Genomic DNA, 11,796 nt, shown 5'->3' on the forward strand with positions numbered 1-11,796 from the left:
GTCGTCGTCCTTTTGCTGGTGACCGCGATCGCGGCGTTCGGGTCGGGATACCTCAACTCGACGCACTGGAGCCAGCTGGCCAAGAACATCATCTACGGCGTCATCTGGGGCATCTGGCTGGTGATCGTCGGCTGGCTGACGCTGTGGCCGTTCTTGAGCTGGCTGACCACCCATTTCGTCGTGACGAACCGGCGGGTGATGTTTCGGCACGGGGTGCTGACCCGCACCGGAATCGATATCCCGCTGGCGCGGATCAACAGCGTGGAATTCCGCGACCGGATCACCGAGCGGATGTTTCGCACCGGGACGTTGATTATCGAATCGGCGTCACAAGACCCGTTGGAGTTCTACGACATACCGCGGCTGCGCGAGGTGCACGCGCTGCTGTATCACGAAGTCTTCGACACCCTGGGTTCCGAGGAGTCGCCCGGCTGAGTCAGCCGGCCGGCCCGGTTGCGCCAGGACCGCAGCAGCGTGACGTTGCCGCCCTCGATCTCGTCCTCGAGCATTTCGGCGATACCACCCGCGGTGAGGGCGGATTCCAGCGCCTTGTCCGGGTTGCGCGCGAACTCGTCGGGGAACACCCAGCGCCGGAACGCATAGAAGCGGAACGCCATCTGCAGCAGGTTGCCGATGATGTAGGCCGAGATGAAGTCGGCGATGTTCTCCACGGTCAGCGACACCATCGGCTCCCGCAGCTGCAGGACGTAGCTGGAGAACCACAGCGGCGCCATCGACAGCAGCACGCCCACCCCGCTGAACGCGAAGAACAGCAGCGCCTCGTGGTGACGCTCCCGGCCGCCGCGATCGCGGAAGCTCCACTCCCGGTTCAGCACGTAGGACGCGATGACCGCGACGATGCCGGCGATGACCTTCGCGGTGACCGGCTTGGAGTCCAGAATTGTCAGTTTCAGCGTGTAGAAAATCGCCGAGTCGATCACGAACGTGGTACCGCCGACGATGGCGAATTTGATCAGTTCGTGGTGGCGCAGCAAATAGGGCTGAATAAAGCCGGGCATGCGCTCGATTGCGGCGTCGGCGAAGGGCACAAGTGGTCAGTGTACGGACGGACACAAAATAGACGCAAAATCGTACATAACGATTCGGCGTCACCGCCGGTCAACACGCCGCCCGCGCCGTGACACCATGATGGCCGTGCCGAACATACGCCCTCCCGGGGCCGCACCCACGATAGCGCCGGTGGTCGCCATGGTCGGCGGCGGACAGCTGGCCCGGATGACCCACCAGGCCGCGATCGCCCTCGGGCAGACGCTGCGCGTGCTGGCCACCGCCGCCGACGAGCCGGCCGCGCAGGTCACGCCCGACGTCGTGATCGGTTCGCACACCGAGCTGGACGACCTGCGCCGGGTCGCGGCCGGGGCCCATGTGCTGACGTTCGACCACGAGCACGTGCCGAACGAGCTGCTGGAGAAGCTGGTTGCCGAGGGGGTGAACGTCGCGCCGCCGCCGGAGGCGCTGGTGCACGCCCAGGACAAGCTGGTGATGCGCCGGCGGCTGGACGCGATGGGCGCCCCGGTCCCGCGCTACGCCGGCATCGCGAATCTCGAGGAGCTGGACGCCTTCGCGCAGCTCGTCGGCGGCCCCGTGGTGGTGAAGGCCGTCCGCGGCGGCTACGACGGGCGCGGGGTGCGGATGGCGCGCGACCCCTCGCACGCCCGCGATATCGCGACCAGCTTCCTGGCCGATGGCGTGCCGGTGATGGCCGAGGAGCAGGTGAACCTGCGCCGCGAACTGTCGGCGCTGGTGGCGCGGTCGCCGTTCGGCCAGGGCGCGGCCTGGCCGGTGGTGGAGACGGTCCAGCGCGACGGGATCTGCGTCCAGGTGATCGCGCCCGCCCCGAACCTGCCCGAGCACGTGGCCGCGGCCGCGCAGCAGCTGGCGTTGCGGCTGGCCGCCGAACTCGGCGTGGTCGGGGTGCTCGCGGTGGAGCTGTTCGAGACCGTCCAGGGTGAGCTGCTGGTCAACGAGCTCGCGATGCGGCCGCACAACTCCGGGCACTGGACCATGGACGGGGCGCGCACCAGCCAGTTCGAACAGCACGTGCGGGCGGTGCTGGACTACCCGCTCGGCGACACCGATGCCATCGCCCCGGTGACGGTGATGGCGAACGTCCTGGGCGCCGCGCAGCGGCCGGCGATGACGGTCGACGAGCGGTTGCACCACCTGTTCGCGCGGATGCCCGACGCGCGGGTTCACCTCTACGGCAAGGAGGAACGGCCCGGCCGCAAGGTCGGCCACGTCAATTTCCTGGGCTCCGACATGGCGCAGCTGGCCGCGCTGCGGGAGCGCGCCGAGCTCGCGGCACACTGGTTGTCACACGGGCAATGGACGGACGGATGGGATCCGCATGACTAGCAACCCCAGGGTCGGCGTGATCATGGGCAGCGACAGCGACTGGTCGGTGATGAAGGACGCGGCCGAGGCGCTCGCCGAGTTCGACATTCCGGCCGAGGTTCGGGTGGTCTCCGCGCACCGGACCCCACAGGTGATGTTCGACTATGCGCGCGGCGCGGCCGACCGCGGCATCGAGGTGATCATCGCGGGCGCCGGCGGCGCCGCACACCTGCCGGGGATGGTCGCGTCGGCGACGCCGCTGCCGGTGATCGGGGTGCCCGTCCCGCTGGCGCGGCTGGACGGCCTCGACTCGCTGCTGTCGATCGTGCAGATGCCGGCGGGCGTGCCGGTGGCCACGGTCTCGATCGGCGGCGCCCGCAACGCGGGCCTGCTCGCCGTGCGCATGCTCGGGTCGTCCGACCCGGCGCTGCGGGCGCGCATCGTCGAGTTTCAGGGCCGGCTGGCCGAGAGCGTGCGGGCCAAGGATGAGGCGCTGCAAAAGCGCCAGGGTAAAGTTACTGGCTAGTAGCTAGAGGAGGCCACGATGGCTGGTTGGGCCGGAGACCCCACGTTCGATCTGTTCCAGTTGCCCGAGGAACACCAGGAGTTGCGGGCGGCGATCCGCGCGCTGGCGGAGAAGGAGATCGCCCCGCACGCGGCCGACGTGGATGAGAATGCGCGGTTCCCACAGGAGGCGCTCGAGGCGCTGAATGCGTCGGGGTTCAACGCCGTGCACGTGCCCGAGGAGTACGGCGGGCAGGGCGCGGATTCGGTGGCGGCGTGCATCGTGATCGAGGAAGTGGCCCGCGTCGACGCCTCGGCGTCGCTGATTCCCGCGGTGAACAAGCTGGGCACCATGGGGCTGATCCTGCGCGGCTCCGACGAGCTCAAGAAGCAGGTGCTGCCGTCGATCGCCGACGGCACCGCGATGGCGTCCTACGCCCTCTCGGAGCGGGAGGCCGGCAGCGACGCGGCCTCGATGCGGACCCGGGCCAAGGCCGACGGCGACGACTGGATTCTCAACGGCGCCAAGTGCTGGATCACCAACGGCGGCAAGTCGAGCTGGTACACCGTCATGGCGGTCACCGACCCGGACAAGGGCGCCAACGGCATCTCGTCGTTCATGGTGCACGCCGACGACGAGGGGTTCACGGTCGGTCCCAAGGAACGCAAGCTCGGCATCAAGGGCTCGCCGACCACCGAGCTGTACTTCGAGAACTGCCGCATCCCGGGCGACCGGATCATCGGCGAGCCGGGCACCGGCTTCAAGACGGCGCTGGCGACGCTGGACCACACCCGGCCCACGATCGGCGCGCAGGCGGTCGGCATCGCGCAGGGGGCGCTGGACGCCGCGATCGCCTACACCAAGGACCGCAAGCAGTTCGGCCGCCCGGTCAGCGACAACCAGGGCGTGCAGTTCATGCTCGCCGACATGGCCATGAAGCTCGAGTCCGCGCGGCTGATGGTCTACCACGCCGCCGCCCGCGCCGAGCGCGGCGAATCCAACCTGGGCTTCATCTCCGCGGCGTCCAAGTGCTGGGCGTCCGACGTGGCGATGGAGGTGACCACCGACGCCGTGCAGCTGTTCGGCGGCGCGGGCTACACCGTCGACTTCCCGGTGGAGCGAATGATGCGCGACGCCAAGATCACTCAGATCTACGAGGGCACGAATCAGATCCAACGCGTGGTCATGTCGCGGGCGCTGCTGCGCTGACCTATAGGATCTCCGTCGGTTAACCATCGGGGTGGTAGGGCCACACGTAAAGTCGAACAAATGTGTCTTACCGCGGCCAGGGGGTCTGAAGTGAACAGCGTGGCTACCTTGGCGCATCCCCGGACGACCGGGAATTGATGCCCGTGCGCGCACCAGTGACCCCGGCGGCGAGTTGGCAGTCATTGTCGTTGCTGTTGGTCGAGGACGACCGGGCGGACGCGGTGCTCGTGGAAGACCTGATCGCCGACGCCGTCGCCGATATCCGGGTGGTGTGGGCGCAGTCGATGGCCCACGCCGAACGCGAGCTGGCCTCCGCCCGGCCCGACTGCGTGCTGCTGGACCTGCACCTGCCCGACGCCAACGGCATCGACGCGCTGGACCGCATCGCCAAGCACGACGCCACCGTGCCGATCGTGGTGCTGACCGGACTGAACGACGAGTACTTCGGGGCGTCCGCGGTCGCTGCGGGCGCCCAGGACTATCTGGTCAAGGGCCGGGTCGAGCCGGAGATGCTGCGGCGCGCGCTGCTGTATGCGATCGAACGCAAGCGGGCCGAGCTGATCGCGGCCGACCTGCACGCGACCCGGCTGCGGGCGCGGGAGAACGCGCTGCTGGAGCGCGGGCTGCTGCCCTCCCCGCTGCTGCTGGACAAGCCGGGCGTCGACATCGTCGCGCGGTACCGCCCGAGTCGCGAGGACGCGTTGCTGTGCGGGGACTTCTACGACGTGGTCCAGACACCCGATCGGATCGTGCACGTCCTGATCGGTGACGTCGCCGGCCACGGGCCGCACGAGGCCGCCCTGGGTGCGGCGCTGCGGATCGCGTTTCGCGCGCTCACCTTCGCCGGCGTGCACGGGGTGGAAGTGATGCGGCAGCTCGAGCGGGTGCTGCACTCGGAGCGAACGGACACAGGCGTTTTCGCGACCGTGCTCAGCTTGGAGATCCCGCCCGACAGCACGCGCATCACCGCCATCCGCGCCGGCCATCCGGGGATGCTGTTGCAGCGCGACGGCGCCGTGGAATGGGTGGAGCCGCCGGGCGGTCCGGCGCTGGGCCTGCGCGCCGACGATGACTGGCCGCGGTTCGAGATGGACCTGCCCCCGGGTCAGGGGCTGCTGCTGCTGACCGACGGGCTGTTCGAGGGATATTCGGGACAAGGCATCCGGCGCCTCGGCGAGGACGGCCTGCTCGCGCTGGCGCGATCGCACGCGGCCAAGCCGGGCCCGGAGTTCGTCGATGCGCTCATCGACGGCGCGCAGCAGCTCGCCCAGTCGCACGGCGGGCTCACCGACGACATCGCGGTGCTGCGGGTGGAAAGGACCACCACGTGACCCCGAGGTTGCGCCGCCCGCGACTGTCGCAGCTCACCGTGCGCGGATGGCAGGCGCTCGTGTTGGTCAGCATGGGCGCGATGGTGCTCGCCGGCGCGGTGGTCGGTGCGTTGCTGCTGAATCGCACGGACCAGATGACGCGCGACCTCGTCGACAACATCCAGCCGGCGCGCGTGGCCGCCTTCCAGCTGCAGGCCGCGCTGCGCGACCAGGAGACCGGCATCCGCGGCTACCTGATCGCCGGAGACCGGCAATTCCTCACGCCGTACTACGACGGTCAGCACAGCGAACAGGCTGCGGTGGAAGAGATCCGGCGCCGGCTGGGTGGGCGTCCGGACCTGTTGGGTGACCTGGACGCGATCGAGGACGCGGCGGCCAGGTGGCGGGAAAGCTATGCCGAACCGGTGATCGCGACCGTGCTGCCGAACGGCAAGAACGTCAACAGCAAGCCGTCGGCCGAGCGCGGTAAGGCCGAATTCGACCATCTGCGAATGCTTTTCGATACCCAGAATGCGAACCTGTCCGCGGCCCGGGCGGCCGCGGCGGGCGAACTCAAACGCGTTGATGCCTGGCGCGACAGGGCTTTCGGTGCCATGGTGTTGTTGTTCTTCGTCACGGCCGGGATGCTGGGGTTCCTGATCCGGGAGACGGTCGCCCGGCCGCTCGCGGCGCTGGCCGCGGCGTGCCGCCGGATCACCCAGGGCAGCTTCGAGGAAAGCATCGCGGCGCCGAAGCGGCCCAAGGACGTTCGCGACATGGCGATCGACGTGGAGAACATGCGCAGGCGGATGGTCGAGGAGCTCGAGATCTCACACTCGGCGCAGGCGCAACTGGACGAGCAGGCGGCCGAATTGCGCCGGTCCAACACCGAACTCGAGCAGTTCGCTTACGTGGCGTCGCACGACCTGCAGGAGCCGCTGCGCAAGGTCGCCTCGTTCTGCCAGCTGCTGGAGCGGCGCTACGGCGATCAGCTCGACGAGCGCGGCATCGAATACATCGGCTTCGCGGTCGACGGGGCCAAGCGGATGCAGGCGCTGATCAACGACCTGCTCACCTTTTCGCGCGTCGGCCGGCTCGGCACCACGGAAACCGACGTCGACCTCGACACCACGCTGGACTCCGGTCTGGCCAACCTGGCCACCGCGATCGAGGAATCCGACGCCGAGGTCGTGCGACCCGACTCCCTGCCGCGGATCAAGGGCGACCCGATGCTGCTGACGATGCTGTGGCAGAACCTCATCGGCAACGCGGTGAAGTTCCGGCACAAGGACCGCAGGCCACGCGTCGTCATCGAGTGCGCACCGGGCACCGCCGCTCATGACCGCGAATGGGTGATCACCGTGTCGGACAACGGCATCGGCATCCCGGCGGAGTTCGCCGACAAGGTCTTCGTCATCTTCCAACGCCTGCACGGCCGCGACGTGTACGCCGGGACCGGCGTCGGCCTCGCGCTGGTCAAGAAGATCGTCGAGCACCACGGCGGCACCATCCGGATCGACACGACCCGCACCGAGGGCACCCGGTTCGAGTTCACCCTGCCCATGTCCATGCCCGAGCCCGAGCCCGTTGGCGAAGCAGACGCAGACGCTTTGGAAGGAGCGCATCAATGACGTCAGAAGGTAGAGCGATCGACATCCTGCTCGTCGAAGACGACCCGGGGGACGAGCTGATCACGCGAGAAGCGTTCGAGCACAACAAACTCAACAACCGGCTTCATGTCGCGCACGACGGCGAGGAAGGCCTCGACTACCTCTACCGGCGCGGTCAGTTCTCCGACGCGCCGCGGCCCGACCTCATCCTGCTGGACCTGAACCTGCCGAAATACGACGGCCGTCAGCTGCTGGAGAAGGTCAAGTCCGACCCCGATCTGGCCCGCATCCCGGTCGTCGTGCTCACCACCTCATCGGCGGAGGAGGACATTCTGCGCAGCTACAAGCTGCACGCCAACGCGTATGTCACCAAACCCGTTGACCTGGACCAGTTCATGAAGGCCGTCCAGCAGATCGACGAGTTCTTCGTCCAGGTGGTGCGGCTGCCCAGCCAGTGACGGCTTACGACGTGGTCTGCGGCGCGGTGAGGAACTCGTCGTTGTGCTGTCCCGGCGCGGGCGGCGGTTCGGTGGCCGCCGCGTCGAAGCTCGAGTAGCGCGCGGGCATACGGACCACCGTGACGGTGTCGTCGCCGTCGCCGACGCGCAGGGCGAGCTCGTTCTCGGCGAACAGCGGGGTGTCCACCACCTGCTTCCAGGTGTAGGCCAGGCAGGCCATCAGGCCGCCTTCTTGAAGCAGCTCGACCCATTCGGCCGCGGTCTTGGCGGCCAGCGCAGACTCGAGCTCCTCGGTCAGTTCGTGGTAATTCATTGCGCGCGAACGCTGGTCGATGAACCGCTGGTCGGTCAGCAGGTCGGGGCGGCCGATGATCTGGCACAGCTTCGCCCAGTGCTTGGGCACGTACGCGCTGATCACCAGGTACCCGTCGGCGGCCTTGAACGCGTCCGACGGCTGGGTGGCGAAGCCGACTCCCTTGCGCTTCTTGGCTTTCGGTGCCGCATCGGGTTTGGGCGCCTCGCTCGGCTTGTTCAGGTGGATCGTGAGCTGGCCGGCCTGCAGGTTGACCGCGACGTCGTACATTGCCACCCGCACCACGTCGGCCACCCCGTGGCGCTCCCGGTTGAGCAGCGCGGCCAGCACCGCCTGCGCCAGTACGTGACCGCTGGCGGCGTCGACGAGCTGGAACGGGATGATCTGGGGCTTGCCGGTCGGCGTGGGCATCCCGGTGGTCATGCCCGACTCGGCGGCGACCATCAGGTCGACGCCCGGCCTGCTGCCGTGCGGGCCGTTGCCGCCGTAGGCCGACAGCCGCGCGTAGATCAGCCTGGGGTTGCGTGCGCGCAGGTCATCGGGGCCCAGGCCCATGCGCTCCATCACGCCGGGGCGGAATCCCTCCAGCACGACGTCGGCCGTGTCGACCAGCCGCAGGATCTGCTGCTTGGCCTCGTCGTCGGTGAGGTCCACCGCCACCGACTTCTTGCCCCGGTTGTGGGGCAGAAACAACGTGGGCAGCGGCGGGCGCCCGGGCAGCACCGCGGTGATCTGCCGCGCCGCCTCACCGTGGGGCGCCTCCACTTTGATCACCTCGGCGCCCAGGTCGGCCAGCACCTGACCGGCCAGCGGCCCGGCAATGTTCTGGGTGAAATCGAGTACCCGGAATCCGTCAAGTGGCTTGGCGGGCGTGCTGTCTGCCATCGGTGGCCTTCCGTCAACGGGCCGCGTGCAACTCTGCGATGCAGTAGTAGTTCTGGGCGAACGGCGCACCGGGATCGGTGCGCTGCAAAGGTAACCCGTTGTCGGCCAACAGCTGATTCAGGGGTGTGCGAGTCGGGCGCCAGCCGTGCCGCTCCAGGTGGGTCGCCGCGTCGTTGCGCTCACCCGGAAAGCCCAGGTCGCCGAGCGCGATGTCGAGGCCGTTGTCCCGCCACTTCTGGCTGGCGGCGTTCAGGGCGTCCCCGTTGGCGCCGGAGTTGATGAAGACCTCGGCCACCAGCCGGCTGCCGGCGGCGCTCAGCGCGGTGATGTCGTCGAGCAGCCGGTCCTGCGCCTCGGGCGGCAGGAAGCCGAGCAATCCCTCGGCGGCCCAGGCGGTGGGTCGAGCGGTGTCGAATCCGGCGTCTCGCAGCGCCGACGGCCAATCGTGGCGCAGGTCGATCGGCACGGCGCGCACCTCGGCGGTGGGCCGGGCACCGAGCTCGGCGATGGTGGCGGTCTTGAACTCGATGACCTCCGGCTGGTCGATCTCGTACACCGTGGTGCCCGCCGGCCAGGGCAGCCGGTAGGCCCGCGCGTCCAGGCCGGAGGCCAGGATCACCACCTGGCTTATCCCCGCGGCGCCGGCCTCGGCGAAGAAGGCGTCGATGTAGCGCGTGCGGGCGGCCAGCATGTCGGTCATGCGTTGCATGCCCCACGGCGCCCCGGGCTCGTCGACGTCGGCGGAGTCCAGTTCGCCGGCCGCCCAGCGCGTCATGAAGTCCACCCCGACCGCCCGCACCAGCGGCTCGGCGAACGGGTCGTCGATCAGCCCGTCGCGGGTGGCCCGGGCCCGTCCGGCGGCCACCATGGTGGCGGTCGCCCCCACACTCGTGGCCAGGTCCCAGCTGTCGTTGTCGGTGCGCGTCATCGGCAATCGTCCCCTTCCGTGTAGTCGTTAGCCAGAATAACGATGGTGACGAAAGACCCCGTCCGTAGTGGCGTTGCGCCCTTATCCGGCGCGGTGTCGGGCGGCAGCATCGACGTGTGCAAATTCTTCGGCGCGCGGGTGCGGAAGCCCGGTCACTGCTCCTCTACGCCCGGTCCGGGGGATTGCGGTGGATACCGCCCGGCCGCGTCGCGCCGGTGCTGGGCGCCGTTCGGCGCTACGGCATCCTGGGTGCGGCGACGGCGATCGCCGCCGGACGGGACCCCGACGGGGTGGCGCTGATCGACGAGCGCGGCTCGCTGACGTTCGGTGAACTGGACCGCCGGACCAACGCGCTGGCCAACGAGTGGCGCCGGCGCGGCCTGGGCCCGGGTCACGGCGTGGCCATCCTGGTCGGCAATCACCGCGGCTTTCTGGAAGCCGTCTACGCCGCAGGCAAGTGCGGCGCCGGTGTCCTGCTGCTCAACACCGGCTTCGGCGCCCCGCAGCTGGCCGGGATGCTGGCCTCCGAACGCGCCGATCTCCTGGTCTACGACGAGGAGTACGGCGCCGTCGTCGCCGACGCCCGGCCGGCGCTCGGCCGCGTCCTGGCCTGGACGGAGACGCCCGATCCCGACTCGCTCGACGCGCTGATCGAGCGGGGTGATCCCGCCCCGCCGCCGGCCTCCGGCGGGCGGCCCAAGATCGTCATCTCGACCAGCGGGACGACCGGAACGCCGAAGGGCGCCGCGCGTTCGGAGCCCTACTCGCTGATACCGGTCGGCGGCCTGCTCGGGAAGGTCCCGTTCCGCGGCCGGGAAGTCACCGAATGCTGTGTGCCGCTGTTCCATTCGATGGGTTTCAGCCATGCGATGTACGGCATGGTGCTGGGCTCGACCCTGGTGCTGCGCCGCCACTTCGATGCCCGGGAGACGCTGGCCAGCCTGGCCGCACACCGGGCCAGCGCCATGATCGTGGTGCCGATCATGTTGCGGCGCCTGCTCGACCTGGGCCCCGCCGCCCTGGCCGAGCACGACCTGTCGGCGCTGCGCATCGTGTTCATCGGCGGCTCGCAGCTGGGCGCCGCGCTGGCCACTCGCGCGCTCGAGGCGCTCGGGCCCTTGGTCTACAACATGTACGGGTCGACCGAGGTCGCCTACGCCACCATCGCCACGCCCGCGGACCTGGCCGTCGCGCCGGGCTGCGTGGGTGCGGTGGTGCCCGGCTCGGTGGTCAAGGTCTTCACCGCCGACGGGCGTGAGGCGCCGCCGGGGACGCCGGGGCGCATCTTCGTCGGCAACGTGCTGGCCTTCGAGGGCTACACCGGTGGCGGCACCAAGGAGTCGATCCGGGGCCTGATGTCCACGGGCGACGTCGGTCACTTCGACGCCGACGGCCGGCTCTTCATCGATGGGCGCGACGACGAGATGATCGTCTCCGGCGGGGAGAACGTCTACCCCGGCGAGGTCGAGGAGGCGCTCTCACACCACCCCGACGTCCTCGACGTCGCGGTGGTCGGGGTCGGCGACGAGGAGTTCGGGCAGCGGTTGCGTGCCTACGTCGTGGTGCGGCCGGGCGCGACGCTGACGGAGGATGACGTCAGGCAGTACGTGCGGGACCGGCTGGCCCGCTTCAAGGTCCCCCGCGACGTGCTGTTCGTCGACGCGCTGCCCCGCAACGCGGGCGGAAAGGTGCTCAAGCGGGTGCTGACCGGTCAGGTTTGACACGGTTGTGTTACTAGCTGGTGTCCGGGACTGCCGCCGGGCGCGATCGCCGCTAGCCTCGCGCCATGACCACCTTCTCGCTCACCGCCGACGGCCACGCCCTCGCCGCGGCGCGGGACGCCGGTTGGCGGCGCAGCGCCGAGTGGGCGCGGCGCCTCGCGTGGATCAGCCTGGTCGCGGTGCTGGTCGAGGGCGCCGTCGGGCTGTGGCAGGGCCTGGCGGTCGGGTCGGTGGCGCTGACCGGCTGGGCGCTCGGCGGGGTGTCCGAGGCGCTGGGCAGCGCGATGGTGGTGTGGCGGTTCAGCGGAGCCAGGACCTTCTCGGCAGACGCCGAGCGGCGCGCGCAACGCGGTGTCGCGGTGTCGTTCTGGCTGACCGCCCCGTACATCGCCGCGGAATCCGTGCGGGAGCTGATCGGTGAGCACCGCGCCGAGGCGTCGGCGATCGGGCTCGCGCTGACCGCCGCCGGGTTGCTGCTGATGCCGATCCTCGGCCGGGCCAA

11 protein-coding genes and 1 pseudogene are annotated in these 11,796 nt (G+C 69.5%); 9 read left to right on the forward strand and 3 right to left on the reverse strand.

Annotated features, from left to right (window positions below; all coding sequences use genetic code 11):
• Nucleotides 1–435: PH domain-containing protein (locus A9X03_RS15360; protein WP_067758941.1), on the forward strand; the 435-nt coding region annotated here is incomplete at its 5' end.
• Here the strand turns inward: A9X03_RS15360 and A9X03_RS15365 are convergent.
• Nucleotides 390–1,049: a GtrA family protein gene (locus A9X03_RS15365; protein ID WP_067758944.1), complete on the reverse strand. Its 660-nt coding sequence runs from the start codon at nt 1,047–1,049 to the stop codon at nt 390–392. The genes A9X03_RS15360 and A9X03_RS15365 overlap by 46 nt on opposite strands.
• Nucleotides 1,050–1,146: 97 nt before the next feature.
• Between A9X03_RS15365 and A9X03_RS15370 the strand changes: the two genes are divergently transcribed.
• The 6 genes from A9X03_RS15370 to A9X03_RS15395 all read left to right on the forward strand — a co-directional run bounded on the left by A9X03_RS15370 (nt 1,147) and on the right by A9X03_RS15395 (nt 7,447).
• A complete protein-coding gene (locus tag A9X03_RS15370; protein ID WP_082950278.1) occupies nt 1,147–2,376 on the forward strand; it encodes a 5-(carboxyamino)imidazole ribonucleotide synthase in 1,230 nt (409 codons plus the stop codon).
• Nucleotides 2,369–2,881 (forward strand): 5-(carboxyamino)imidazole ribonucleotide mutase, encoded by a 513-nt coding sequence (purE, locus tag A9X03_RS15375; protein ID WP_067758950.1) that lies wholly within the window; start codon nt 2,369–2,371, stop codon nt 2,879–2,881. The genes A9X03_RS15370 and purE overlap by 8 nt, the downstream gene beginning before the upstream one ends.
• Before the next feature lie 18 nt (nt 2,882–2,899).
• Nucleotides 2,900–4,069 carry an acyl-CoA dehydrogenase gene (locus A9X03_RS15380; RefSeq protein WP_067758953.1) on the forward strand — a complete coding sequence of 390 codons (1,170 nt, stop codon included), beginning with the start codon at nt 2,900–2,902 and terminating at the stop codon, nt 4,067–4,069.
• Between the two features lie 137 nt (nt 4,070–4,206).
• Entirely contained in the window at nt 4,207–5,400 is a 1,194-nt protein-coding gene (locus A9X03_RS15385) for a PP2C family protein-serine/threonine phosphatase (RefSeq protein ID WP_067758956.1), read from the forward strand.
• A gap of 71 nt (nt 5,401–5,471) precedes the next feature.
• The gene (locus tag A9X03_RS15390; RefSeq protein WP_082954865.1) at nt 5,472–7,010 is read left to right on the forward strand and encodes a CHASE3 domain-containing protein; all 1,539 of its coding nucleotides are present in this window, start codon (nt 5,472–5,474) and stop codon (nt 7,008–7,010) included.
• Nucleotides 7,007–7,447 carry a response regulator gene (locus A9X03_RS15395; protein ID WP_067758960.1) on the forward strand — a complete coding sequence of 147 codons (441 nt, stop codon included), beginning with the start codon at nt 7,007–7,009 and terminating at the stop codon, nt 7,445–7,447. Before A9X03_RS15390 ends, A9X03_RS15395 begins: the two co-directional genes overlap by 4 nt.
• Nucleotides 7,448–7,451: 4 nt before the next feature.
• On the opposite strand, the gene A9X03_RS15400 is transcribed toward A9X03_RS15395, so the two are convergent.
• On the reverse strand, nt 7,452–8,645 hold the full coding sequence (locus A9X03_RS15400; protein ID WP_067758963.1) for a CoA transferase: 1,194 nt from the start codon (nt 8,643–8,645) through the stop codon (nt 7,452–7,454).
• A 13-nt stretch (nt 8,646–8,658) separates the two neighbouring features.
• The gene (locus A9X03_RS15405) at nt 8,659–9,573 is read right to left on the reverse strand and encodes a class I SAM-dependent methyltransferase (protein WP_067758966.1); all 915 of its coding nucleotides are present in this window, start codon (nt 9,571–9,573) and stop codon (nt 8,659–8,661) included.
• A 116-nt stretch (nt 9,574–9,689) separates the two neighbouring features.
• Between A9X03_RS15405 and A9X03_RS15410 the strand changes: the two genes are divergently transcribed.
• On the forward strand, nt 9,690–11,294 hold the full coding sequence (locus A9X03_RS15410) for an AMP-binding protein (protein WP_068261728.1): 1,605 nt from the start codon (nt 9,690–9,692) through the stop codon (nt 11,292–11,294).
• A gap of 65 nt (nt 11,295–11,359) precedes the next feature.
• Nucleotides 11,360–11,796, forward strand: a pseudogene (locus tag A9X03_RS15415) (hypothetical protein); the annotation flags it as partial.

This window comes from Mycobacterium sp. E1715 (assembly GCF_001667625.1).
Taxonomy (GTDB): Bacteria; Actinomycetota; Actinomycetes; order Mycobacteriales; family Mycobacteriaceae; genus Mycobacterium.